This is a genomic window from Streptococcus bovimastitidis, from assembly GCF_001885095.1.
GTDB lineage: Bacteria > Bacillota > Bacilli > Lactobacillales > Streptococcaceae > Streptococcus > Streptococcus bovimastitidis.
Map to the genome: position 1 here is coordinate 373,994 of NZ_LZDD01000001.1, position 24,598 is coordinate 398,591.

A 24,598-nucleotide genomic window follows, 5' to 3' on the forward strand; every position below is an offset into this window, starting at 1 on the left:
GATGAATGATATGCAAAAGAGCATCCTTTCTCAAACGGAAGAATGGGTGAAAGCTAAACTTGCAGGCGAAGCCAGTGGTCATGACTGGTGGCACATTGTCCGGGTGACTAACACTACTAAAACCATTGCCCAGGCCGAAGGGGCGGACCTTTTCATTTGTCAAATGGCTGCGCTTTTGCACGACATGGCAGATGAGAAACTTAATGCGGACCCTCAAGCAGCTGACCAGCAAGTAGTGGATTTTCTGCTGTCAAAAGAATTGTCAGAAGAAGAGGTTGCGGAGATTTTATACATTACGCGACATATTTCCTTCAAAGGCGGCAAAGGGGAGCAACTCCAGTCCCTATCAGCAAGAATTGTCCAAGATGCGGATAGATTGGATGCCATCGGCGCCATTGGAATTGCCCGTTGTATGGCCTATTCTGGCCACAAGGGTCGTCTGATTCATGACCCTAACATGAAACCAAGAGAAAACATGACTCAGGAGGAGTACCGCAATGGCCAGGATACGGCCATCATGCATTTCTATGAAAAATTATTACTGCTCAAAGACCATATGAATACGGACTACGGCCGTCAATTAGCTCAGCAAAGACATAACTTCCTAGAAACTTACTTAGATCAGTTTTATGCGGAATGGGATGGGCTGCGCTAGCCATTCAAGAAAGGGAAAAGATGATACGTTTAGCAGAGAGAAAAGACCTTCAGGCCCTGCAGGGGCTTCTACTTGAGATTGCGGACTTGCACCACGACTTACGGCCGGATTTGTTCATGCCAGCATCTTCCAAGTTTGGCCAGGAGGATTTGGAGGCAATGCTTGGCAATCCTCAAAAACCGATTTATGTTTATGAAGATACTGGACAGGTTTTGGGCCATCTCTTTATAGAGTGGAAACAACCAAACAATGGAGTTCGCTACCCTCATAAATCTCTCTACATTGAGGATTTGTGTGTGGCTCAAGCAGCTCGACATCAGGGAGTTGGTCAAGCTCTGATGGCTTTTGCGGAAGACTTGGCTCGCCAACAAGGTGCATTTAACTTGACCCTAAATGTTTGGGAAGCCAATCAGTCGGCTCGTGCTTTTTATGAAAAAGCAGATTTCAAACCACAACAAACGCAAATGGAAAAGATACTCTAAGATTGTTGGTAATGGATGCAAACTTGACCATGACTGCTTTCTTGGATAGAATGGAATAAGTGAAAGAAGGATGGTGATAGATTGCCCATATTAAAAGACTACATTGAGAAACAGGCTAAGACATCTTTTGCCGACCTGCCTCTCAATGAACTGGACATTATAGCTATTAATGAGATTGGTTATCTTTCTTTTGATGATTTAGGTGTAGCGACCATCGATGAGACAACCAAAATCAAGATAAAAGATATTGACAAAAATTATCCTGAGGATCGTCGGAAAACGATATACAACTATTTAATTACACAAGAACGGTTAGCATTATTTGAGGCCATTCAGGCTTCGCAACGCTTCGAGGAGTTGACTCTTTCCCATTACGTCAATGAAATCAATAAAGAGTTTGAAAAGCAATTTGCAGCTATGGTTTTTACTATTCCAAGTATCAAGCATGTTCAAATCGTTTTTCGCGGTACCGATGATTCTTTAATTGGCTGGAAAGAAGATTTTAAATTAACATATATGTCTGAAATTCCCGCACACCGCTCAGCTATCAACTATTTAAGTAACTATATTAAGATTCACCCGGACCAAGACATCTACTTGTCAGGACACTCTAAAGGTGGTAATTTAGCCCTCTATTCCTCAAGTTTCTCAATCCCAGCAGTTCAAAAGCAACTTAAAAAAGTTTATTTATTAGATTCGCCAGGGATAGCAGAAGAGCTACTACAAAGAGAATCTTACAAGGCTATTCGTGATAAATTAGTCCTTGTCAGACCACAAGAATCGGTAGTCGGTGTTATGCTTTATTGTGATGTTAAACCTAAGGTCGTTAAGAGTTTAGCTTATGGCGTCCTTCAGCATAAAACCTGTAATTGGCAGGTTCATTTAGAAGGAAAATTAGTCACTGTTCCAAGTCAGACAGAGCTCAGTCTTAGCCTAGAAAAAACCTTTAGAGACTGGACTAGACAATTATCCAAACAGGATTTAAAATTAGTCTGTGATTGCTTCTTTGATGCCTTAATTGCTAGTGGCATTACCAGTCTCAATGCCTTTACCTTTGATGAAAAATCTTTTATGGCACTATTTAAGGTAATTTCCTCATTCAATTCCATTGACCAAACCAAAAAAGCCATTATGTTTAAATCAGTTAGACAGTTAATACATGACTACACTGGCTATCGTAAACGGGATGTATCAGATAAAATTCAAGAACGCATCAGCAGTATCTTAAAAAAGAGACCAAATCCAAAGTTTCTGCAACGTTAAGCGGAGGCTTTTTGGCTCTTAAGGTTTCTGCTTGACCTGCCTCCTATGGTCAATGATATAATAGAGGAAAGAATGGAGGACAGAAGATGATAGAAATGGTCAAAATGAATGACGGTAATCGGATTCCGGACTTAGGACTTGGTACTTGGATGATACCAGATGAAAAAGCAGCAGACGTGGTCGTACAAGCCTTAAAACTAGGTTACCGCCATCTGGATACTGCTCAGGCTTACGGCAACGAGGTTGGTGTCGGCAAAGGAATTTTTATGTCGGGCATCCCTAGAGAAGAAATCTTTGTGACGACAAAAGTTGGAGCAGAGCACAAAACTTATGAAGCTGCCGCAGCATCAATCCAAGAATCCTTAGACAAGTTGGGACTGAATTATATTGACCTGATGATTATCCATAGTCCTCAGCCTTGGCAAGAATGGCGAGCAAGCGACAAGAATTTTGATCAGGGCAACTTAGAAGCTTGGCGAGCTTTAGAAGATGCTCACAAAGCCGGCAAAATTAAATCCATTGGAGTATCAAACTTCCAAAGAGAAGATATTGAGAATATCCTAAGCCACGGTACTATCAGACCGGCGGTCAACCAAATACTTGCCCATATTGGGAATATCCCCTTTGATTTGGTTGAATACTGTGAGAGTCAAGATATCTTAATTGAAGCCTATTCCCCAATTGCCCATGGTCAAGCTTTAGGTAATGAAACAATCAAAGCTATGGCTGATAAATATGGGGTAACCATCGCCCAATTATGCATCAAATATGTCTTACAACTCGATATGATTGCATTACCAAAAACCGAAAATCCAGAACACATGCACAGTAACATGCAAGTGGACTTCACCATTTCTCGTGAAGATATGGAAACACTTAACAAGATAAGATTCACCGATTATGGGGAATATAGTAAATTCCCAGTCTTTTCAGGTAAATAAAACTATCGCAATGAAGATTTGAACTTCATTGCTTTTTTCTTTTGAATTCTATATAGCAAATTGAGAATGAAGAGAGACCAAAAATGATATATCTCAAAAAAATGTCATTAAAATAATTTTTTCTCTTGACTTGGAGTCAACTCCAAGGAATAGTATAGAGTCAAGATAATAGATAGTGAGGTTCAATAAATGACAAAAGTAATGTTAGTAACAGGTGCGGGACAAATTTCCATGGCCATTGCTAGACGAATTGGTGCAGGTTGCAAAATCATTTTAGGCGATAAAAATCTAGCTAATGCCGAAGTAATTGCTAAAACATTGCGAGAAGCAGGTTTTGATGTTGAAGCACTGAAAATGGATTTATCAGACAGACAATCCATTCAAAATAAGATTGCCTTGGGGCAATCTTACGGACCGATTCACTATTTGGTTAATGGAGCTGGGATCTCTCCTTCACAAGCATCAATAGAAACCGTTCTAAAAGTTGATTTGTATGGCACAGCAATCTTATTAGAAGAAGTCGGCAAAGTCATTGCCAAAGGTGGCTCTGGTGTCACTATCTCTAGCCAGTCAGGTTTCCGCATGCCGGCTTTAACTGCTGACCAAGACCGTTTCCTCGCCACTGTTGACACAGAAGAATTATTAGCCTTAGATTTCTTACAATCTGACCAGATTTCAGACAGTCTCCATGCTTATCAATTAGCAAAACGGGCAAATGAAAAACGCGTCATGGCAGAGGCTGTTAAGTGGTCTCAAAATGGAGCTCGCTTAAATGCGATTGCACCAGGCATTATTGTAACCCCTCTAGCTTTGGATGAATTTAATGGCCCAAGTGGTGACTTTTATAAAAATATGCTTGCCAAATCACCTGCAGGCCGTCCTGGTACAGCAGATGAAGTGGCTAATCTTGCTGAACTCTTAATGAGTGATCGAGGAGCTTACATCACTGGTTCAACTATGTTAATTGATGGTGGTGCAACGGCATCTTATTTCTATGGTCCCTTGCAGCCAGAGCAGAAGTAAAAAATCACTAATTTTAATAATTAGAATTAAAGTGACAGTCAATTTTCAAGAACCATTGAGAGTTAGAATCCGACTATAAATTAACTTAAAGATTTGGAATTCCATATCAGGATTAATTAGAAATTCTGGAATTTGGTTCCAATTTTGACAAAGATAATGAAATTTTCTGAAATATTGTTTTATATTAATGTTTTTTTCTTGACTTGGAGTAGACTCCAAGGATTATAATGAAAGTATAGAAAAGAGGTACTCATATGAAAGTAGCAACATTTATGGAACCAGGTAAAATGGTGATTACAGAACGTGACAAACCGGTTATTGAAGCAGAAAGTGACGCGATTATCAAAATTGTTAGAGCATGTGTCTGCGATTCTGACTTGTGGTGGTATCGTGGGATTGCAGATCGCCCTTCAGGTTCTTATGCTGGACATGAAGCTATCGGTATTATCGAAGAAGTTGGTTCAGATGTGACGAATGTAGTCGTTGGTGATTTTGTTGTTGTCCCATTTACCCATGGTTGTGGCCATTGTGTAGCTTGCAAAGCTGGATTTGATGGAAACTGTACAAATCATGTCCCTGGTAAAAACATTGGTTACCAAGCAGAATATCTCCGTTACACAAATGCGGACTGGGCTTTAGTAAAAATTCCAGGACAACCATCAGATTATTCAGAAGAAAAACTCAACTCCCTCTTAACCTTATCAGATGTTATGGCAACTGGTTACCACGCTGCTAAAACTGCGGAAGTTAAAGAAGGCGATACTGTCGTTGTTATGGGTGACGGAGCTGTAGGTCTCTGCGGTGTTATTGCAGCAAAACTTTTAGGAGCAAAACGCATTATCGCTATGAGTCGTCATAAAGATCGTCAAGAATTGGCGCTAGAATTTGGTGCCACTGACATTATCGCTGAACGTGGTGAAGAAGCCGTTGAAAAACTGATGGCTTTAACCAATGGCGATGGGGCAGATGCTATTTTGGAATGTGTTGGCACTGAACAATCGGTTGAAACAGCCGTTCAACTTGGTCGTCCAGGCGCAATTGTTGGCCGTGTCGGCGTCCCACAAAAAGCTGAAATGAATACCAATAATCTCTTCTGGAAGAATATTGGCTTACGAGGAGGTATCGCTTCAGTTACTACATTTGACAAAGAAGTGCTCTTAGAAGCAGTCTTGAACGACAAAATCAATCCTGGTAAAGTCTTCACCAAATCTTTTGCCTTGGATGATATCCAAGCTGCTTATGAAGCAATGGATAAACGTGAAGCCATTAAATCTTTAGTTATTGTTAGTCAATAAGTAAGACATTAAGACCATTTTCAACTTCTCGATTAGACACGCTTGATGTGTTTGAGTAGTTTATAAAATGCTCCTTCATTTTAATAGAAAAAATGAAGGATTGAAAAAATATAATAAGTGAGTTTTTATGAATATTAAAAAAGTCTCTGAAATAACAGGGGTATCAGCTGATACCATTCGTTATTACGAACGAATTGGCTTGATTCCACCTGTCAGCAGAAATGAATCTGGCATTCGTAATTTCTCGGAGCAAGATGTCAATGTTTTGGAATTTATCCGCTTTTTCCGCGGAGCTGGTGTCTCAGTTGAAAGTTTGATTGACTATATTGGCCTTGTAGTCCAGGGTGATCAAACCATTGAAGCCCGTTTAGCTATTCTCCAAAACGAAAAAGAGGACTTGCAAGCCCGCATCGATGGTTTGCAGAAGGCTTTGGATCGCTTGAATCACAAGATTGACAACTACCGCAACAAGGTGGTTCCCCGAGAACATGAGTTGTTTGATAAGGAAAACGAGGAATAAGTATGCATGAAGAAGAAGTAAAAAATGGTATTTTTGCAATTGGTGAAGAAAATCCCTTTGGTCAGTTTTTCATTGGCCAATCTTATCTCAATGGTTTAGCAAAGTCACCTGATCAATCTTTAAGCGTTGGTAATGTGACTTTTGAACCGGGCTGCCGTAATAATTGGCATGTTCATTTAGATGGTTTCCAAATTCTTTTGGTCACTGCTGGTCAAGGTTGGTATCAGGAAGAAGGCAAGGAAGCGCGTGCTTTGAAACCTGGTGATGTAGTAGTTACGGATAAGGGTGTCCGTCACTGGCATGGGGCTAGTCAGGATTCTTGGTTCTCACATCTGGCTATTACCTCAGGTGCTAGTGAGTTTTATGAAGAAGTGACAGATGAGCAGTATCAAGCTGTTCACCAATAGAAAGTAGGTTGCATATGGCAGAAAAAGTAACAGCAGGTCGTGATATTTTAGGGGAATTTGCCCCTAAATTTGCCGAGTGTAATGACGATGTTTTATTTGGTCAAATCTGGTCGCGGGAAGAAGAACTCCCCGCTAAAATCCGCTCAATCGTGACCGTCTCAGCACTCATTTCTGGTGGTAATTTAGAACAATTGGAACATCATTTACAAAAAGCTAAAGAAAACGGAGTAACAAAAACAGAAATTTCTGAAATAATCACTCATATTGCTTTTTATGTAGGTTGGCCAAAAGCTTGGTCTGCTTTCAATCGTGCTAAAGAAATTTGGGCGGATTAAGTTAACTGAAAAGAATTAGAGGAGGATTTTCTAGTGGAATATATTAAATTAGGCAATACTGGTTTAGAAGTTTCAAAATTATGTTTAGGATGTATGAGTTTTGGGGATGCTAGTAAAGGTTTCCATTCTGGTTGGCTTTTGGATGAAGAAGCTAGCCGCAAAATCATCAAAAAAGCACTGGATATGGGAATTAATTTCTTTGACACCGCTAATACCTATGCTGCCGGTACAAGCGAGGAATTTTTAGGACGGGCCATTAAAGATTTCGCCGACCGGGAAGAAATTGTCATTGCTACAAAACTCTTTTTCGGTGACGGCCAACATGAAGGTCGTAACACCAAAGGCTTGTCTCGTAAAGCCATCTTCAATCAGGTCAATGCCAGTTTAGAACGTTTGGGAACAGACTATATTGATTTGCTCTACATCCACCGTTGGGATTACAATACACCAATTGAGGAGACCATGTCGGCCTTGAACGACTTGGTTAAGGCTGGTAAAGTTCATTACCTTGGGGCATCAGCTATGTATGCTTGGCAATTCCAAAAAGCCCAAAACGTGGCTGAGAAAAATGGTTGGACTAAGTTTTCTGTTATGCAAAATCACTATAATATGCTTTACCGTGAGGACGAGCGTGAGATGATTCCTTATTGTCAGGATGCTGGTGTGGCCTTGGTGCCATATAGTCCGCTTGCTGCTGGTCGTGTGGTGCGTGATTGGGATGCCGATACTGCACGTAGTAAGACTGACCAAGTGGCCATTTCTAAATACGATTCGACTGAAGATCAAGATAAAGAAATTGTTAAAGCAGTTGCTCAAGTGGCTGATGCGCGTGGAGTTAGTCGAGCTCAGGTTGCCCTTGCATGGCTCTGGCAAAAAGGCATTCACTCACCAATTGTTGGTGTGACCAAAGAGAAGTATTTGGATGACTTTATGGGAGCCTTCGGTTTGGAACTGACAGATAAGGAGATGGCAATCTTAGAAGCTAATTATTTACCACATAAAATTGTCGGTGCGCTTTAAGAAGTTACATTAAAGTCTTTGACAAACTCATTTTTGGGGATGAGTATGTCGGCATTATGATATTTACATTTATGATTTATAAAATTCTAAATATCTCATTTCAAAAACTAAAAATATAAAACATTGGAAAATGAAAAGCTTTGCTTTATGGCAAGGCTTTTTTCCTTGGTTTGCAATTTTTTCTGAAAGTTCTATAATAGATGACAGTAAAGGAGTCTCTATGATCAGTATTCAAAAAAAACTTCCTGGTATTCTCATTTGTCTAGCTTTAGCCTTACCGGCATGGTTTTTAGGTCAAGCCTTACCCATAATTGGAGGACCGGTTTTCGGTATATTACTGGGAATGCTTATAGCCCTTTTTTATCAGAAATGTGACAAAACGCAACTAGGTATAGCATTTACTTCCAAGTATATCTTGCAAACTGCTGTCGTTTTATTAGGGTTTGGCCTTAATTTAACTCAGGTATTAAAAGTGGGTCTGGAGTCGCTTCCCATTATTATTTCAACCATCGCAACTGCTTTGATAGTTGCCTATTTCCTCCAAAAGAAACTTAATCTTGATGTCAATACGGCAACACTGGTCGGTGTCGGTTCCTCAATTTGTGGTGGTTCAGCTATTGCCGCTACAGCACCAGTAGTAGGGGCAAAAGATGATGAAATCGCTAAGGCTATTTCTGTTATTTTTCTTTTTAATATTTTAGCAGCTTTACTTTTTCCAACACTCGGTCAGCTACTTGGATTATCCAATCATGGATTTGCCATTTTTGCTGGTACTGCTGTAAATGATACCTCTTCGGTAACTGCCACAGCGGCTAGCTGGGATGCTATCCATCATTCTAATACTTTGGATGGAGCAACTATTGTCAAGTTAACTAGAACCTTAGCCATCATTCCAATAACATTAGGTCTGTCATATTATAAGGCTAAGAAAGAGGAGCAGTCTGAGTCCACAAAAGGATTTAGTTTGGAAAAAGCTTTTCCAGCATTTGTTTTATTCTTTTTAATAGCCTCTCTAGTTACCACAGTAGCATCAGCCCTTGGTTTAAATATGTTACTATTTGAAAATCTTAAAGTCTTATCTAAATTCTTTATTGTCATGGCTATGGTAGCTATTGGACTTAACACGAATCTCGTTAAATTGGTTAAAACAGGGGGACAAGCTATAACCTTAGGTGCTATTTGTTGGCTAGCCATTACCTGTGTCAGCCTTCTGATGCAAGCTCTATTAGGGACTTGGTAAAGTATTTATAAGCAAAGCATGAGCAATCATGCTTTTTATTTTAGCTTTATACTCATTAAATGGCAAATTCATTGAAAAGGTTTAATTTTTTATTGACAAACATTCAATTGAATGATAGAATATCTTTGTGAAATAAAACACAATATAAGGAGCGATTATGACGAAAAGATTTATTGTTGTCGGTGGTGTAGCAGGAGGAGCTTCTGTTGCTGCAAGAATCCGTCGTCTTGATGAGAATGCATCAATTACTATTTATGATAAGGGGTCAGATATTTCATTTTCTAATTGTTGTTTACCAAACTATTTTAGCGGTGAAGTTGATGAAATTGAAAATTTAATTTTCTATAATTCTGAAAGTTTTAAAGCAACTTATAACTTGGATGCTAAAACCTTGTGTGAGGTTACAGAAATTGATTCTTTAAATCATAAAATAAAAGTTTTTGATATAAAAAATGGCACAGAATTTGAAGATAGTTATGATTACCTTATCTTGTCTCCAGGGGCTAAAGCCATAAAACCAAAATCAATCAAAGGAATTGATAGTGAGCATGTTTTTACTTTAAAAAATGTGAGTGATGTAAGATTTATTGATTCATACCTTACCATCAATAATGTTGAAGATATTGTTGTAGTAGGTGGTGGTTTTATTGGAGTTGAAATTGCTGAATGCTTAAAGACTTCTGGCAAAAATGTAACTTTGGTTGAAGCAAGTAGCCAGATAATGATGCCGTTTGATAATGATATGGTTCAGATGTTACACAAAGAATTATTTGACAACGGAGTCGATTTAATTCTTGAAGATGCAGTTAATGAGATTTCTGACAAAGATGTTCTTTTGAGCAGTGGTAAACGATTATCAGCTCAAGCTGTAGTTATGGCAATTGGAGTTCAACCAGATGTTGCTTTTGCTGAAAAATCTGGAGTAGTTTTAGGTGAAACAGGAGCAATTGCTGTTAATCACAATTATGAAACAAATCTAAAAGATGTTTATGCTGTCGGTGATGCTATTGAAGTATCACATTTAATTACAGGTGAAAAAACTCGTCTTCCTTTAGCTGGACAGGCACAAAAACAGGCTAGAAAAGTTGCGGATGCTCTATTTGGAAAGCTGTCTAGCAACAAAGGTGTCATTGGTTCATCTTGTATTCGTGTTTTTGAAATGAATGCTGCATCAACTGGTTTCAATGAGAAAGATTGTCAAAAGCGGAAAATAGATTACCGTACTGTTTATGTGATTCCAAATGACAGAGTTGGGATTATGCCTGATGCATGTCCTATGCACCTTAAAGTTATCTACCATTATCCAAGTGGCAAAATACTTGGCGGACAAGCAATCAGTAAAGGTAATCCAATAAAAAATATTAATGTTCTCGCGACTGTGATTAGTATGGGGGGAAGTCTTGAAGATTTAAAAGATTTAGAATTATGTTATGCCCCCGCATTTTCAACAGCAAAAGACCCTGTTAACTTTGCAGGTATTGTTGGTTTGAATCAGTTACATAATGTCTATCAACAAGTTCCTATGTCACAAGTTCGAGAATTGGTAAATAGCAAAGCTTTTATTTTGGATGTCCGTGGCAAATCTGCCTTTGAGAAAGCTCATATTAAAGGTGCGGTCAATATACCTCTTGATGAAATAAGACAACGTTTGAATGAAATTCCTAGAGATAGAACAGTTTATATTCATTGTCGTACATCATGGAATAGCTATTATGCTATTTGTGCATTAAAGGGTTATGGCTTTAATAATATTATTAATATTCAAGGTTCTTTTTTGGGACTAAGTTATCATGAGTATTTTAAAGATAAAACGACAGATCGTGAATCAATCCTAACAGACTATAATTTTAATTAATGATGACAAAGAAACTTAGTAAAATAGATATTTTGGCTTTGGTAGTTGGTTCGGTCATTGGCTGGGGAGCCTTTTATCTACCAGGTCAAAAGTTTTTACCTCAATCTGGTCTTATTAATACAGCATTAGGATTTTTGATAGGCTGGATAATGATTTACTTCGTTCAAATTGCCTACCATGTCATGATGTTAAACCACAAAGACAAAGGGGGAGAATTTTCCTATGTTTATAATTATTTGGGAAAAAAACATGGCTTTATTGTCGGATGGTCATTATCGTTTTGTTATTTAACCTTGATACCACTGAATGCTAGTGCTTTAACCTTAGTTATTAAGTCCCTAATTCCAAATTTTTCGTATATATATTTATACACTATCGTTGGAAATAAAGTCTATTTATCTGATTTAATTATTTCCACTTTGATTATTTATAGTTTTTATCAAATCAACAAACATGGAATTTCTTTGTCAATGACTTTTCAAAAGCTATTAATCTTCCTCCTAGTTGTCATAGTGTCTTCACTTACTGGTATCATACTTATCAAAAATTACAATAATAGCGAATTTATTACAAATTATATTAGTAACTATCAATTTAATGTTAGCCAAATGCTTCAGATTCTAGCAGTTATTCCCTTTCTTTTTGTTGGATTTGATATTGTTCCGCAAGTCATTACGGATTTAGGTTTCAACAGACAATTTGCAACACGAATGACTGTAATTGCTACAGGTTTCGGAGTTTTAATCTACAATGCTATTAATCTACTAACTGCCTTAACTTACAGTCCCAAAGCAGCTCAGCACTTAACGTGGGCAAGTGGCAGTGCAGTTCTAAATCACTTTGGTTGGTTAGGTTTCTTGTTACTTGCCATTGCTTTATTTGCTGCAATTGTAGGAGGAATTAATGGTTTTATGGTTGGAAGTAGTCGAGTAATAGCATCACTAGCTTCATATCAACTGATGCCAAAGTATTTTGAAATTGAAAATGAGCTAGATGTACCCGTTAATGCATTAAAATTTATTACATTAATTTCAATTTTAATGCCTTTGCTGGGGAGAATGATTATACTTTATATTGTGGACTTGTCAAGTCTCATGGCCGGCTTAACTTATGCCTATGTTTCTTATATTAGTATTTCTTTATCTGAAACAAGGAAAGAAAAGATATTTTGTTGTCTCGGCTTTTTTGTTGGTTTATCATTTATGTTGTTGCTAATAAGTCCAGGCTCCCCAAGTCAACTGAGACCCTTGTCTTTTATCATTCTTTTGCTTTGGATACTACTAGGGTATTTTTACTATACAAAACTAAATAAATATAATAAATCACATTTTCATAAGGAGAAAAAATGAAAAAAACAGAAACCTTAATAGGATTCATCTTCGGGTTACTATTATTAATATTGGGAAAAACCTTATTAAGTTCTAATATGCTATTTTTTAGATTGATAATTGGAATTGCGCTCGGTTATACTTTAAGTCGAGGTTATACTGGTTTTGCTGGTAGTGTCAATCGTGCTTATCGGACAGGTTCGACTCGATTAATGAGAACGATGATGATGATGTTTTTCATTACAACTTTGTTAAGTACAGCGTTTCTATTTAATAGTGATCCAGCGAGCTATGATTTATGGGTAAATCCAATTAATTTAGGCCTATTACTTGGTGGTATCTTATTTGGATTTGGGATGACTTTCTCATCTTGTTGTGCATCAGGTGTTTTGACTGACTTAGTCACAGCTTTACCAAGAGCTTTAATTACACTAGTTTTCTTTGCTTTTGGCGTGTTTATTGGCTTCCCAGTTCAAAATTCTAGTTCATGGGTTAAAGAATCATGGTTTACCTCACCTATTGGTAAAAAACTTTATGGAGGGGTGTATTTACCAGACCTCTTTAAATGGGATGGTTTAAATGGTTATCTAGGTGCATTAATTTTTACCGGCTTATTGTCAGGTGTTGTCATTCTCTTTGCGCATTATTACGAAAGTAAACGAAAAGCAGCAGGAACTTATACAGGTCATTTTGGTGAGAAAATTCAAGATATCGAAGTAGCAGAAACTAAGGAAGAGGTTACAACAGAAACTGATTGGTATAAGCGTCTCTTTGTCAACGCATGGTCACTTAGAAAAGCTGCAGTAATTTTAGCTAGTCTCTTTACGCTATTAATGGGTATTACTAAGGCTGGTTGGGGAGCTTCAACACCATATGGACTATGGTTTGGTAAAGTGATGATGGTATTTGGGGTATCAGCTGATCAGTTAGCAAGCTTTACAAAAATGCCGGTAGAAGCTTATTCAACTCCTTTCTTCCAACATCCTGTCAGTGTTCAAAATTTTGGAATCATTATGGGAACATTATTATTCTTACTGACCTCAGGAACATTTATCAAAGTCTTTACTTCAGAACTTAGAATTTCAAGTAAAGAAGCAAGATTTTTTGTTTTAGGTGGGTTCTTAATGGGATTTGGAACCAGACTTTCTAATGGATGTAATGTTGGAGCCTTATATACTCCAATTGCTAACTTTTCCTTATCTGGTTGGATTTTCTTCGTTTTTCTAGTTTTAGGTGGTATTTTAGGAAATATAATTGCTAAAAAAGTTAAACTTTAATTGTTAAAAAAATATTTTTTCAGAGGGCTGGACATTTGATGTCAAGTCCTCTTTTATGAGATAGTATAAATCTTTTGATTTAGTATGTTTGTAATATGTGATATAATTGAGTAAAACTGAGAGTAAGGTAAGGATATCATTGAATCAGGATAGGCAATATATGGATCAGGTTTTTTCAGAATATGTTCGTATTGGAAAAGCCTTATCTAGCGAAAAAAGAATCGAACTCTTGCACCGTTTGACTCACGGTGAAAAGACTGTAGAACAATTAGCTAAAATCTCTAATATGACAATAGCTAATACCTCTAGACATTTGCAAGTTCTTAAAGAAGCAAACTTGGTAGAAAATCATAAAGATGGAAAATATATCTATTACCGTATTTCTACTAATAGAATTGAAAGTTTATTAAATGAAATCCATCTCATAAGTGAGGAACAATCCCCAAAATTAAGGTATATTGAAGACCAGTTTGATCAAAGTGATCCTTTTATCAAAGTTTTATCTGCCGAAAAAGCGATGGATTTAGAAGAAAAACAAGACGTACAATTGGTTGATTTGCGAGTTTCTAAAGAATTTGAATTAGAACATATAGAAAATGCTTTGAATATTCCATATCATAAACTAGAGAATAGTATTGATTTGCTTCAAAAAAATCAGCCGATTATTTTATATTGTAGAGGTCGTTTTTGTCCCTATGCAAATCAAGCTTCTGCATATCTAAATAAATTAGGATTTGATGCTTATAGTGTTAACATTACTCACTTTGAATGGCATCGTCATAACTAAAAGTAATTAAACATTTTAAGAGTTACGTCATGTCAGTAATTAATATGATATTTACTATTGAATATTTTGTATTTTAAAACAATTTCAGTCATTTCATTGAGAAATGACTTTTTAATTTTCTAAATTTGTAGTCAAAACTTGCCAGTCATTCAATCTTTTGATAGGCTAAAGGTTAATACATGTTTATGAAAAGAAGTGGAGGACTGTGTTGACTATTCTTAAAAAGTTTGCCTTTTTCCTATTAGAATTGATTGTTATTATTATTTTTATTTTTAATCTAGCTACCCTCTTTCCCTTACCTTATTTGGGTTCTATTGCTAATCACTATACAGTACCTTATGTTCGGGTCTGGCTCCCTGTGCTTTGTGTATTATTTCTGGTAAGTATCTATTTGGGCATTAAAAACAAGAAGAGTGAGTGGCATATTTTTAATGCAACAATTGCTTCCCTCAGTTTAGCCATGGGCATCTATATGATTATGACCATAGAAACGAATCTTAATCAGCTGGGAGCCAATGTTTCTTTCTTGAAATCCTACCAAGTTGAGGATACTTCTGGAGTTAAGTTGGCAGTCAAAACCTATAGTTATTCCAAGTTGGGGCCTGTGAAACTCAATATTTATTATCAGGATGATAATGTTAAAGATAAGCCAGTTCTAGTTTATATTCATGGTGGTGGTTGGGTAGCAGGTACTCGCTATTCCCATGACTATTATTGGAGAAGCTTTGCTAAGGACGATTTCGTGGTGGTCAGTCTCGATTATGATCTTTCCAACAAAAATCGCCACTTGTCCGACGTGACCGAAGAGCAGTTGATTAAAGGGTTCGCTTGGGTTGATAATAATATTGATAAATATGGTGGCAACACGGATCGTCTTTATACGACCGGCGTATCTGCTGGCGGTAATCTAGCCTTAGAATTGTCATACAAAATTAATAGTGGTCATTTCCGAGCTGCCAATGGAGAAAAGTTGCCAAAGATTGATGCAGTTTCTGTTTCTTATCCCGTTGCTAGTCCTAAGGATTTTTATGAGAATAGTGACCTGGTCAAAGGGGATTTGGCAAAATTAATGGTATTGTCCTACCTAGGAGGCCGTCCCGATCAGTTGCCTAAAAAATATGCTCGTCTAACGCCTAAGAATTCTATTTCACCGCAGACTCCACCAACCTTATTAATGGCGGGTCAACGGGATAGTCTTGTTCCTCAAGAACCGACTTATGAATTGGCAGAAATCTTAACTAAGAAAAAGATTGCCAACAAACTGGTTATTTTCCCTTATACCAACCATGCCTATGACCGGATTGATGGTAACCTAGGCAGTCAAGCTTATCTTCATTTGACAAAAGAGTGGTTTAAAACTTATCCGGAGAAGGCGGTTAAGCCATAAGCACCAAACTATTTTCTCAAAACTTAATATGGTAAGATAGAAATAGAGAATATTTAAGATTGTTAAGGAGCTTATGTGAGAAAATATTTACAGGAATTTGAAAAAGAACTTTCAGACTATTTGGAAATGATATTATCCTTTATTTTAATGATAGCCATGGCCTTTTTTGCCTATTCATTAGTAAGGGATATGACCGGCTTTATGTCAAGCGGTATCGATGACTTGAAATTATTCGAAATCGTGCTAGCACGAGCCATGGCCTTAGCTGTCGGTATTGAGCTTATTAAAATGATTTCTAATCCTGGTCCCAAGACAGTTATTGAAGTCTTGCTTTTTGCCTTGACACGTCAATTGATTGTTGATCATCCAAACATGTTGGATTTTCTATTTGGTATCATCGCAGTAGCAGTGCTCTTTGCCATTAGACGTTACCTCTTTATTCAATTTGATAACAATACCCGTATGATTGTTAGAGGAAGCCACAAGCTGAAAATGATTAACGTCTTGGCGGGTGTGACTATTCCTGGTGAAAACGAAGATACACTCCGTAGTTATATGACTCGTCGACTAAATGAAGATAATAAAACGATCTCTGTCGGCTCTGTTGTTTATTTAAAAAATGTTGCCTTACGCGTTGATAAAATGCATGGGGACTTGATTACCCGAGTAGAAATCATCAAAGGTATCTATTAAGAAGTCTTGCTTTGTAAGGCTTTTTTGCATGTCGGATAACTTGTATTTTAGGACAAAATGGCGTTATCAAAAAATAAGGATTAGCTTAGTTAGTTTTTCAAAAAATAAGGATCGATTTCCATTTATAGTATGAATATCTAAAAGACAATTTAGTGTAAGCTAATTTAATTTTTTTAACGATTAAATTGCTCATTTTTAAGTAAAAGTTGATTTTAATAGTCTGATAAAGTTAGAAAGAAGATTAAAGTAACTGATTATGATAAACTAAATGTAAGTCGAAAATAAATTCAAAATGGAGATTAGAGATGACTGCTAAACTTCTGTCGAAGAAGCAATTTTTAAAAGACGTCTTTCTATGTGCCTTGGCATCTTATGGCGGTCCGGAAGCTCATTACGGTGTCTTCCAACACCAGTTGATTGAGAAAAAATCATATATAACGGAAGAAGAATTAGCAGAATTGATAGGACTCTTTTCAATCGTACCAGGTCCATCAAGTACGCAAACAATCACTGCCGTTGGTTATCATCTAGGCGGTAAAAAGTTAGCCCTTTTAACCTTTCTAATTTGGGTCAGCCCAGCTATTCTTATGATGTCTTCCTTGGGGCTATTCTTCCAACTATTCAAGGACAATCAGCTTTGGCAAAGCCTGGTTCGTTTTCTACCAGCTGTAGCCATTGGCTTCATTGTTTATGCAGCCATCAACATGACTCGCAAGACTGTCAAAAGATTGCCGGACTTGTTCCTTTATATTGGAATAGCTATTCTAGCCTACTTTACCCTTTCCTGGTCAGTTTGGATGATTTTCATCTTCCTCATGCTGGCAGGGCTTATTAATTCCTTACCTCATTGGTCTCAAATCAAGGAACAGTGGCATTACCTAGGTCAGATGAATGAAAAGCCACAATGGATTTACTTAGTGATGTTATTCGCCATTGCCATCATCTTGGAGTTAGCAGCTATCAATGGACAACCCTTAATGACATTGCTTGCTTCATTTTACCGTTATGGCTATTCAGTCATTGGCGGTGGCCAGTTGATTATCCCAATGATGATTGAAGATTTTGTCAAACTTCAGACCGTAATTAGTCAATCCGATTTCTTAGCAGGCTATGCCTTTGACCAAGCCGTCCCAGGTCCACTATTTAGTTTCGCAGCATTTGTAGCATCACGTGCATTCTCACAAAGTATCTTTGCATTACTGATCGGCATTGTAGGTGGCTTCACCATCTTCCTTCCTGGCACACTTTTAGTCTATTTCATGACTCCTCTTTGGCAAACAATTCGAAAATTTAAGGCAGTATCCTACTTCCTAAAAGGCGTTACCATCGCAGTAGCAGCCTTAATAACCCTCACCGCAATTAGCCAAACCCTGACACGACAAGACAATATACTAGATTTGATCATGGTTTTGGTAACTACTCTTTTATTGTTAAGTAAAAAGGTACCCGCCCCAATCATTATCATCGCTGCCATGTTGCTAGGCTTCTTTTACCAAGGGTAAAATGGCTGACGCTAGCAGAATCATCAAACAATTACCCAAGATTATAATCTTGGGTAATTTTAATAGACTGAATGAAATTGTTTGAAAATGAGACAAAATACTTGCAAGCTTTTTTCATCTTCGATAAACTATTTTGGTGAGTATTACTAACTAGTAGAAAATTCCAATACTTACAAAGGAGAAATTTATGGAAAAACATATAGATCGTTTTCGTCCCTATGCCCTAGGCTTCCTACGCATTGTCACAGGATACATGATGCTCTTTCATGGCTTAGATAAGGTCTTAGGAATCTTTAGTGGCAAACCAGTTCCCCTAACAAGTCTTCTTGGTATTGGTGGCGTCCTTGAACTAGTCCTTGGCTTTTTAGTTTTGATTGGTTTAGCAACTCGTTTAGCAGCCTTTGTCCTTTCAGGTGAAATGGCGGTAGCCTACTTCATGTTTCATGGGCTAGGTGGCAATATTTTCTTCCCCTATGTCAACAAAGGGGAATTAGCTGCCTTATACGCTTTTGTCCTCTTCCTATTTGCTTTCACTGGAAGTGGTGCCTTAGCTATCGATAATCTTATCGGTAAAAAAGACAAGAGTCTTTAAGATAAATTCTTGTTGCCAGTTGATATTGACTGACACTTTGAGAACATAAAAAATCCCAATCTATTTAAGTTGGGATTTTTTTAATACAGAGATTAAGCTTTTTAGAAAAAGTCATCTTCAATCATCTTAGATTAAGAAAATGGGATGGTCATCGCCGGAATCTTTGTGTTTGCGTAAATAGAAGCGCAGAAACTGAACCTCTATTATTAGTAACAAGAGGGCGTAAATAGCAATAACCAAGCCTAGTTCTTTTGCAAGAAAGAGTGACATGATGAATGCAATGATAATCGCTGAGGCTTGGAAAATGAGGTAGGTTTTTGGCCACTGGTATTGTTTTTGATTGTAACCATTATTGAGGGCTATGCCGAAGAAATAGGAAACTGTGGCAGTATATAAGTAACAAATCCAAAAGTTGTGGTTGATGTTGACGGATTCTGCTAGGGTTAGTGCAGAGGTCAGCATCAGTATGCCTATAAAGATAAAGTAGTGGCTATAGATCATGGTCAAACCTAGGGTATTGAGAGTTTGATCGATGGAATGATCAAACTCGCAAAAGTAATAGAGAAAGAGTAAGACCACGATAGCAAAGTAAAGGAGTGATTGGGCCGAAAAGTGACTGAGACTGAATTTTTCGCCGACTTTCATAATCATTTCCCCAAATGTGATGATGACTAAGAGGGAAATCCTTTCCACTAGGTGAGGGAAATTTATTGGGACTTGGCGCATTTTATGGCCAAAAATAATTGGTAAGAAGTAAGAGAAGACAATTCCGAAGAAGTAGACCCAGATACCGATGTGATAAGGTAGAAGGGCACCAATGCCAACAAATAGTGTTCGTGATCCAAGAATGTAAAAGAAGCCAGAAATCAGATATCGGTCATTGTTGTCACTATCCTCGTGGTAGTACTGAACCAAATATTGTAAAAAGAGGCTGAGGGATTGCAGGCAGATCATCCAGGAGAAGAGATGGAAATGATCTTGCCAGTGGGTGGTAAACATATTGGCTGCCAAAAGTAGGATGGCCATGTTTAAAAACATGATGACCATGTTGAAGAGGGAGTTTTTCCCGTAACGGTTGGTAAAGACGGTCTGAATCATCCAGGTGTTGACTAGAACCAAGAGGCAGGTTAGAAAGGTTAGGTAGGCTATTGGTGCGACAATTCCATGGCTGGTTTGGTAAATCATTCCAGTAGATTTGGCGATGGCATAAACCAAGACCAAATCATAGAAAAGTTCAGTGAATTCAACGCGTTTGTGTTTGATAACTTCTGACATATTTTTAACTTTCTCATGTGATATCTTATTATAAAGGCTTAGAGGGAAAAAAGACAAGTGAGATTATCTGAAAATTGGAATTTTATTTGATTATTTTCTGAAATGAAATAGTTTAACAATAAGAAAATTCTTAAATTGTTTTATAGTATGAAAAATTAAAGGGGAAAATATGAAAGTAGTTTCTTATCAAAAAAGAATATAAACAAGCTTTTATTGATTTAAATATTGCTTGGATTTCGGATATGTTTGTCATGGAAGAAGAAGATTATCGGGAATTTGATAGCATTGAGCAATCAATCGCAGATGGTGCCCAAATCTTTTTTGCCCTTAATGATGCTTATCAAGTCATGGACACTTGCATGATTGCCAAACGAAATGAGACGGATTGGGAAATCATGAAATTTGCGGCAGACCAAAAATTTGCTGGTCAAGGTGCTGGCAGTGCTGTCCTAAAGGCTTGCATTGATTATGCAAAAGAAAATAAGGTTGAAAATTTATATATCATGTCTAACAAACGTTGCCTTGAAGCCCTGCATTTATACCGTAAGTTTCACCTTCAAGAAATTAAAATGGACAAGTATCCCTTTGAAAGATCAGATATTGCTTTCTTTATGAACCCAATGTTGATAGGTAAGGAAAACTAAGGAGAAAAATCATGTTAAATCGTCAAGAAACCCTAGATACCGCAAAAGAACTCTTAGAAAATTACAATCGTTTAGGTTACTTAAGTGAAAAAGTAGCCAGTGACTTGCATCTGAACGAGAAGCAAGTTAAAGATGTCTTGACTATGAATCATTCTAATCTAGGTCATGTTTGGATGATGCGAGACTATTTGGAAGAGATGCTAATCAAAGAAGGTAAAGAAGTTTATCCATTTTCTCGTCTAGCTGATCATTCAGCCAATAAATGGTTTAGCTACGAAAAACTTGGAAAAAATAGAAGAATACAAAAGAAAATCCCTTGAACAATCAAGGGATTTTTATCCGCGTAACCACAAAACATAGGAGGTTTTTTAAGCCGCCAGATAGCTTAATCTCAGTTTAGAACAAGCACGTGAGACTTTCAAGTTTCTTTAAGCCTTTTAAACACTTATCTCACATTTTCCAGAAATGAAAAAGTTAAATTTGAGAAATTTGTCTTATTTTAGGTTATATTAGAGATATTAAGAATTGATACGAGAGTCTATTTGAGGAGGCCTATGAATATCTATGAAAAATTATTGACGATTAAATTGAGTGCCAATGAGAAAGCAATCAAAGATTTGATTTTTGCGGACAGCCCGTCTTTTATTAAGATGTCCATCAATACCATTTGTAAGAAAGCATTCGTTTCGCGCTCAACTCTCTATCGCTTTTGTGATAAATTGGGAGTCACTGGCTTTTCAGACTTAAAATTAAGGCTTCAGGCCGATTTGGAGCATTACCAAAAAACGGTATCTCATTTTAACATTGACTATCCTATCCAAAGTCAAGATAGTTTGGAAAAAATGTTGACCAATATGCATGAAGTCTATGGTGATACTGTTCAATCTACTGTCAATTTAATGGACTTGCAAGTCTTGAATCGCATTGCCAAACAAATTAATCAGGCTGATCGCACCTTACTTTTTACATCTGCCGGCAATATCTTTTTTGCAGAAAATTTTAAATTCCAGCTGGCTGAAATCGGAAAGCGGGTTGAAGTCCCTAAAGAAGACTATTATATGTCCTGGACAGCTGCCTCCAGTAGAGAAGAGGACTTTGCTATTGTGATTTCTTTTGGTGGTCGCTCCCATCAAATGGGGCACATCTGTAAATTGCTTAAGGAGAATCAGACTAAGATTTTATTAATTTGTTCACCTGAAGCGGAGAGTCTTTTTGATTATGCCGACCATATACTTTACATGTCTCCAAAAGAAAATCATTATCAGAAAATCTCATCCTTTTCAACTCGTCTTTCCCTCTTATTTATTCTCGATTTGCTTTACACAACTATTTTTAAAGAAGACTATGATGCCAATAAAGATTACAAAACGTCAACTTATCAGAAGATGATTAAGAGAGATTGAGACAATTGTCTCATAAAATGGTCCAGACATTTTCTAATTGTGAGAATTTTTTCCGAATGGATTCTTAGAGAGTCGAAACTTCTCATTTAGGCTTATAATAGGCTTAGTAGAGAAAAAGGAGACTCATTTACCATGATTAAAGCCATTATTTTAGACATTGACGGTACTTTGACCAACTCGCAAAAAGAGATTACTGCTGATACCAAGGAAGCTTTATTAAAAGCTCAGGAAATGGGTATCCGCTTAGCGATTGCGTCAGCTCGTAGTGAAAATGGGCTACGCCGCTTTGGTCGCTGGTTAGATTTTGAGCACAATAACGGCATTTTCATTTGTTACAATGGTGGGTTGATTATCAATAGTCAGACCAATGAAGTCTATTACGAGAAGGCTATGCCGACAGAATTAGCTAAGGAAATTTTGGAACACTTGAAACAATTCGATTGTATTCCCATGGTTAACAAGGATGAATACATGTATTTGAATGATGCCTTTAAGGGAATGATTCATACGCCAAATGGTGATATGGACATTATTCAATATGAGACACGTTCTAATGAATTTTTGATCTGCGAAAAAGCTGATTTGGCTGACTTCGTGGATTTCGAAGTACCAAAAATTTTGGTAGCAGCTTCATCTGATTATATGGCCGAAAATGAAGAAAAAATGGGTGCGCCATTTAAAGATCGTGCCCGTACCGGAATGACCGTGCCTTTCTATTATGAATTCAACGCTAAGGGCGTGGAAAAAGATGTGGCTATCGAAAAAGCCTTCGAAGAAATGTGCATTTCAAGCGATGAAATGATGGCCTTCGGCGACGCCCAAAATGACGTGGCCATGCTTAAATACGTCAAATACGGCATCGCCATGGGCAACGCCATCGATGAATTGAAAGAAGTTGCTTACGATGTCACAGACGACAACGACCACGACGGCATCGCCAAAGCCCTTTACAAATACATCCCAGAATTAAAAGATGTGACACTTTAAGAAGAAAGACAAAAGCAGCCCTACGGAAGGGGGCTGTTTTTTGGGTGGGGATTTAATATTATCACCGAAAGACAAGAATGTTATTGACTCATATTGTTAAAATTCGTAGACTGTCGTTAACAGAAGGGGGTGCTCATGAAAGAATTAACTAAAAATAGGTGTTCAAATGATTCCGATGAAAATTGGGCATTCGACTTAGAACTTGAAAAAGCAATGGAACAAAATGATGAACTCCTAAAATCTCTAATAGAAAAATAATAGTGAAAAATAGCCAGTTTATCTAGTCTAGTTTGATATAATAAAACTGAAAGTGATTTCAAGAACTAAAATTTTGTTTGTATTATTAATATTTTATAGGAGTTTGTTATGTGGACACCAAGGAGTCATTATATTACAGAATCGCAAGATTTGATTGAGTTTTTGAGTAAGGAAGGATGTTTTCACGACTTTTTGATAGGTTTCTTTACTTATAATAGTCAAAAGATTTCATCAAATTGACAATTGAGGAGGATTTCACCAAGGAGGATATTTGAAATTCTCCCTCATTAATATGGAATTTGGAATGTCAAGGTATATCTTCATTTAGAATGGATAGTATGGATGGCCAATCTAAGTGGTGGATATATGAAGTTCTATTTGATGGGAAGAGGTTGGAATTTCAATTAGTAAACGGCTATTTTGCTTTTGATGTTGAAAAATTTATTTTTGGTATTCCAAGTAAGTTTGAACAAGATCAATTAGATAAGCTTCCTAAAAATAGCTAAAAAAATTATTGGCTATTAATTGTATTGTTCCGCTAAATTGAAAATGTTATTCCGATAAATCCTCTATAGTTCCGAACTATGGTATAATTGGACTCATGAAATGGTCTGGAAATTTTAGAATTTTGCAGACCACATTATCCCTTGCTCAATTTGCCCTACTAGAAAGGAATCCTTAAATTGTCATACAAATATTTATTATTCGATCTTGACCACACCTTACTGGATTTTGATAAAGCAGAAGAAGTGGCTTTGTCTGAACTTTTAATTGAGTGCAAGGTCACCGATGTTCAGGCCTACAAAGACTATTACAAACCCATGAATCAGGCTATGTGGAAGGATTTGGAGCTCAAGTTGGTGACCAAAAAAGAGCTGGTTAATACCCGTTTTGCTAAGTTGTTTGATCATTTTGGGAAAACTGTCGATGGCATTTACATGGCGGAAAGATACCAGGCTCACCTCCAAAATCAAGGGCAAACCTATGCTGGTGCGGCAGAATTATTGGCTACTTTAAAAGAAAAAGGCTACCTCATTTATGCTGCGACTAATGGGATTACGAAAATTCAAACAGGTCGTATGAGAAATTCCGAAATTGAAGCTTTTTTTGAAAAGGTCTTTATTTCAGAAGCGTCTGGTAGTCAAAAACCAGATAAAGTATTTTATGATTGGATTGGCCAACAAATTCCCCACTTTGCCCCAAGTGACTGTTTAATGATTGGCGATTCTTTATCAGCCGATATTCAAGGTGGTAATAATGCTGGCATTGATACGGTTTGGTATAACCCGCATCACATAGAAAATGGCAGTAAAGCCCAACCAACTTATGTAGTTTCTAATTATCAGGAACTTTTAGAGATTTTGTCTAATTAGCTACTACATACAAAAAAAGCATATAAAAAAGGCAAAATAATTTGCCTTTTTTATAT

At 37.1% G+C, this 24,598-nt stretch carries 27 protein-coding genes; 26 read left to right on the top strand and 1 reads right to left on the bottom strand.

All coding sequences use genetic code 11. The features are described 5' to 3' along the window. Position 1: 1 nt before the first annotated feature. From A9Q68_RS01780 to A9Q68_RS01870, 19 genes are all read left to right on the top strand, one after another. Entirely contained in the window at positions 2–655 is a 654-nt protein-coding gene (locus A9Q68_RS01780) for an HD domain-containing protein (protein ID WP_071792949.1), read from the top strand. Between the two features lie 20 nt (positions 656–675). Then, positions 676–1,137, top strand: a complete 462-nt coding sequence (locus tag A9Q68_RS01785) for a GNAT family N-acetyltransferase (RefSeq protein WP_071792950.1) — start codon at positions 676–678, stop codon at positions 1,135–1,137. 81 nt (positions 1,138–1,218) lie between these two features. After that, positions 1,219–2,400 (top strand): Mbeg1-like protein, encoded by a 1,182-nt coding sequence (locus tag A9Q68_RS01790; protein ID WP_071792951.1) that lies wholly within the window; start codon positions 1,219–1,221, stop codon positions 2,398–2,400. 86 nt (positions 2,401–2,486) lie between these two features. Further along, complete coding sequence (locus A9Q68_RS01795) at positions 2,487–3,341, top strand: aldo/keto reductase (protein WP_071792952.1); 855 nt, start codon at positions 2,487–2,489, stop codon at positions 3,339–3,341. A 189-nt stretch (positions 3,342–3,530) separates the two neighbouring features. Then, positions 3,531–4,364, top strand: a complete 834-nt coding sequence (locus tag A9Q68_RS01800; RefSeq protein ID WP_071792953.1) for an SDR family oxidoreductase — start codon at positions 3,531–3,533, stop codon at positions 4,362–4,364. 254 nt (positions 4,365–4,618) lie between these two features. Further along, entirely contained in the window at positions 4,619–5,659 is a 1,041-nt protein-coding gene (locus A9Q68_RS01805; protein WP_071792954.1) for a zinc-dependent alcohol dehydrogenase family protein, read from the top strand. 127 nt (positions 5,660–5,786) lie between these two features. Next, complete coding sequence (gene nmlR / locus A9Q68_RS01810) at positions 5,787–6,179, top strand: stress response transcriptional regulator NmlR (RefSeq protein WP_071792955.1); 393 nt, start codon at positions 5,787–5,789, stop codon at positions 6,177–6,179. Positions 6,180–6,181: 2 nt separating this feature from the next. Then, a complete protein-coding gene (locus tag A9Q68_RS01815; protein ID WP_071792956.1) occupies positions 6,182–6,586 on the top strand; it encodes a cupin domain-containing protein in 405 nt (134 codons plus the stop codon). 14 nt (positions 6,587–6,600) lie between these two features. After that, the gene (locus A9Q68_RS01820; protein ID WP_071792957.1) at positions 6,601–6,921 is read left to right on the top strand and encodes a carboxymuconolactone decarboxylase family protein; all 321 of its coding nucleotides are present in this window, start codon (positions 6,601–6,603) and stop codon (positions 6,919–6,921) included. Positions 6,922–6,954: 33 nt separating this feature from the next. Continuing rightward, positions 6,955–7,941: an aldo/keto reductase gene (locus A9Q68_RS01825; protein WP_071792958.1), complete on the top strand. Its 987-nt coding sequence runs from the start codon at positions 6,955–6,957 to the stop codon at positions 7,939–7,941. A gap of 220 nt (positions 7,942–8,161) precedes the next feature. After that, complete coding sequence (locus A9Q68_RS01830) at positions 8,162–9,181, top strand: YeiH family protein (protein WP_071792959.1); 1,020 nt, start codon at positions 8,162–8,164, stop codon at positions 9,179–9,181. Between the two features lie 157 nt (positions 9,182–9,338). Continuing rightward, complete coding sequence (locus A9Q68_RS01835) at positions 9,339–11,036, top strand: FAD-dependent oxidoreductase (protein ID WP_071792960.1); 1,698 nt, start codon at positions 9,339–9,341, stop codon at positions 11,034–11,036. 2 nt (positions 11,037–11,038) lie between these two features. After that, the gene (locus A9Q68_RS01840; protein ID WP_165605217.1) at positions 11,039–12,385 is read left to right on the top strand and encodes an APC family permease; all 1,347 of its coding nucleotides are present in this window, start codon (positions 11,039–11,041) and stop codon (positions 12,383–12,385) included. Further along, complete coding sequence (locus A9Q68_RS01845; protein WP_071792962.1) at positions 12,382–13,641, top strand: YeeE/YedE family protein; 1,260 nt, start codon at positions 12,382–12,384, stop codon at positions 13,639–13,641. Before A9Q68_RS01840 ends, A9Q68_RS01845 begins: the two co-directional genes overlap by 4 nt. A gap of 160 nt (positions 13,642–13,801) precedes the next feature. After that, entirely contained in the window at positions 13,802–14,428 is a 627-nt protein-coding gene (locus A9Q68_RS01850) for an ArsR/SmtB family transcription factor (protein WP_083426015.1), read from the top strand. A gap of 205 nt (positions 14,429–14,633) precedes the next feature. Then, positions 14,634–15,815, top strand: coding sequence for an alpha/beta hydrolase (locus tag A9Q68_RS01855; protein WP_240494202.1), 1,182 nt, complete (start codon positions 14,634–14,636; stop codon positions 15,813–15,815). A gap of 75 nt (positions 15,816–15,890) precedes the next feature. After that, entirely contained in the window at positions 15,891–16,508 is a 618-nt protein-coding gene (locus tag A9Q68_RS01860) for a hypothetical protein (RefSeq protein WP_071792964.1), read from the top strand. A gap of 305 nt (positions 16,509–16,813) precedes the next feature. After that, entirely contained in the window at positions 16,814–18,010 is a 1,197-nt protein-coding gene (gene chrA, locus A9Q68_RS01865) for a chromate efflux transporter (RefSeq protein ID WP_071792965.1), read from the top strand. A 187-nt stretch (positions 18,011–18,197) separates the two neighbouring features. Then, entirely contained in the window at positions 18,198–18,602 is a 405-nt protein-coding gene (locus A9Q68_RS01870; RefSeq protein ID WP_071792966.1) for a DoxX family protein, read from the top strand. A gap of 126 nt (positions 18,603–18,728) precedes the next feature. On the opposite strand, the gene A9Q68_RS01875 is transcribed toward A9Q68_RS01870, so the two are convergent. Beyond that, positions 18,729–19,877, bottom strand: a complete 1,149-nt coding sequence (locus A9Q68_RS01875; RefSeq protein WP_071792967.1) for a low temperature requirement protein A — start codon at positions 19,875–19,877, stop codon at positions 18,729–18,731. Between the two features lie 251 nt (positions 19,878–20,128). Between A9Q68_RS01875 and A9Q68_RS01880 the strand changes: the two genes are divergently transcribed. The 7 genes from A9Q68_RS01880 (at position 20,129) to pynA (ending at position 24,542) form a co-directional block, all read left to right on the top strand. Beyond that, a complete protein-coding gene (locus A9Q68_RS01880; RefSeq protein WP_240494203.1) occupies positions 20,129–20,521 on the top strand; it encodes a GNAT family N-acetyltransferase in 393 nt (130 codons plus the stop codon). An 11-nt stretch (positions 20,522–20,532) separates the two neighbouring features. Beyond that, positions 20,533–20,841: a DUF2316 family protein gene (locus A9Q68_RS01885; protein ID WP_071792968.1), complete on the top strand. Its 309-nt coding sequence runs from the start codon at positions 20,533–20,535 to the stop codon at positions 20,839–20,841. 234 nt (positions 20,842–21,075) lie between these two features. Next, the gene (locus tag A9Q68_RS01890) at positions 21,076–21,924 is read left to right on the top strand and encodes a MurR/RpiR family transcriptional regulator (protein ID WP_071792969.1); all 849 of its coding nucleotides are present in this window, start codon (positions 21,076–21,078) and stop codon (positions 21,922–21,924) included. Between the two features lie 132 nt (positions 21,925–22,056). Further along, positions 22,057–22,911 carry a Cof-type HAD-IIB family hydrolase gene (locus A9Q68_RS01895; protein WP_071792970.1) on the top strand — a complete coding sequence of 285 codons (855 nt, stop codon included), beginning with the start codon at positions 22,057–22,059 and terminating at the stop codon, positions 22,909–22,911. 135 nt (positions 22,912–23,046) lie between these two features. Continuing rightward, complete coding sequence (locus A9Q68_RS11045) at positions 23,047–23,169, top strand: hypothetical protein (protein WP_276204033.1); 123 nt, start codon at positions 23,047–23,049, stop codon at positions 23,167–23,169. Positions 23,170–23,498: 329 nt separating this feature from the next. Next, complete coding sequence (locus A9Q68_RS10750) at positions 23,499–23,675, top strand: hypothetical protein (RefSeq protein WP_165605218.1); 177 nt, start codon at positions 23,499–23,501, stop codon at positions 23,673–23,675. A gap of 177 nt (positions 23,676–23,852) precedes the next feature. Next, positions 23,853–24,542: a pyrimidine 5'-nucleotidase PynA gene (gene pynA, locus A9Q68_RS01905; RefSeq protein ID WP_071792972.1), complete on the top strand. Its 690-nt coding sequence runs from the start codon at positions 23,853–23,855 to the stop codon at positions 24,540–24,542. The last annotated feature ends 56 nt before the right edge of the window (positions 24,543–24,598 follow it).

Bases quoted from the DNA above. Each gene is read 5' to 3' on its own strand.
- A9Q68_RS01780 (WP_071792949.1), top strand. From the start codon at position 2: ATGAATGATATGCAAAAGAGCATCCTTTCTCAAACGGAAGAATGGGTG.
- A9Q68_RS01785 (WP_071792950.1), top strand. From the start codon at position 676: ATGATACGTTTAGCAGAGAGAAAAGACCTTCAGGCCCTGCAGGGGCTT.
- A9Q68_RS01795 (WP_071792952.1), top strand. From the start codon at position 2,487: ATGATAGAAATGGTCAAAATGAATGACGGTAATCGGATTCCGGACTTA.
- A9Q68_RS01800 (WP_071792953.1), top strand. From the start codon at position 3,531: ATGACAAAAGTAATGTTAGTAACAGGTGCGGGACAAATTTCCATGGCC.
- A9Q68_RS01805 (WP_071792954.1), top strand. From the start codon at position 4,619: ATGAAAGTAGCAACATTTATGGAACCAGGTAAAATGGTGATTACAGAA.
- nmlR (WP_071792955.1), top strand. From the start codon at position 5,787: ATGAATATTAAAAAAGTCTCTGAAATAACAGGGGTATCAGCTGATACC.
- A9Q68_RS01815 (WP_071792956.1), top strand. From the start codon at position 6,182: ATGCATGAAGAAGAAGTAAAAAATGGTATTTTTGCAATTGGTGAAGAA.
- A9Q68_RS01820 (WP_071792957.1), top strand. From the start codon at position 6,601: ATGGCAGAAAAAGTAACAGCAGGTCGTGATATTTTAGGGGAATTTGCC.
- A9Q68_RS01830 (WP_071792959.1), top strand. From the start codon at position 8,162: ATGATCAGTATTCAAAAAAAACTTCCTGGTATTCTCATTTGTCTAGCT.
- A9Q68_RS01835 (WP_071792960.1), top strand. From the start codon at position 9,339: ATGACGAAAAGATTTATTGTTGTCGGTGGTGTAGCAGGAGGAGCTTCT.
- A9Q68_RS01840 (WP_165605217.1), top strand. From the start codon at position 11,039: ATGACAAAGAAACTTAGTAAAATAGATATTTTGGCTTTGGTAGTTGGT.
- A9Q68_RS01845 (WP_071792962.1), top strand. From the start codon at position 12,382: ATGAAAAAAACAGAAACCTTAATAGGATTCATCTTCGGGTTACTATTA.
- A9Q68_RS01850 (WP_083426015.1), top strand. From the start codon at position 13,802: ATGGATCAGGTTTTTTCAGAATATGTTCGTATTGGAAAAGCCTTATCT.
- chrA (WP_071792965.1), top strand. From the start codon at position 16,814: ATGACTGCTAAACTTCTGTCGAAGAAGCAATTTTTAAAAGACGTCTTT.
- A9Q68_RS01870 (WP_071792966.1), top strand. From the start codon at position 18,198: ATGGAAAAACATATAGATCGTTTTCGTCCCTATGCCCTAGGCTTCCTA.
- A9Q68_RS01875 (WP_071792967.1), bottom strand. From the start codon at position 19,877: ATGTCAGAAGTTATCAAACACAAACGCGTTGAATTCACTGAACTTTTC.
- A9Q68_RS01880 (WP_240494203.1), top strand. From the start codon at position 20,129: ATGGAAGAAGAAGATTATCGGGAATTTGATAGCATTGAGCAATCAATC.
- A9Q68_RS01885 (WP_071792968.1), top strand. From the start codon at position 20,533: ATGTTAAATCGTCAAGAAACCCTAGATACCGCAAAAGAACTCTTAGAA.
- A9Q68_RS01890 (WP_071792969.1), top strand. From the start codon at position 21,076: ATGAATATCTATGAAAAATTATTGACGATTAAATTGAGTGCCAATGAG.
- A9Q68_RS01895 (WP_071792970.1), top strand. From the start codon at position 22,057: ATGATTAAAGCCATTATTTTAGACATTGACGGTACTTTGACCAACTCG.
- A9Q68_RS11045 (WP_276204033.1), top strand. From the start codon at position 23,047: ATGAAAGAATTAACTAAAAATAGGTGTTCAAATGATTCCGATGAAAAT.
- A9Q68_RS10750 (WP_165605218.1), top strand. From the start codon at position 23,499: ATGGATAGTATGGATGGCCAATCTAAGTGGTGGATATATGAAGTTCTA.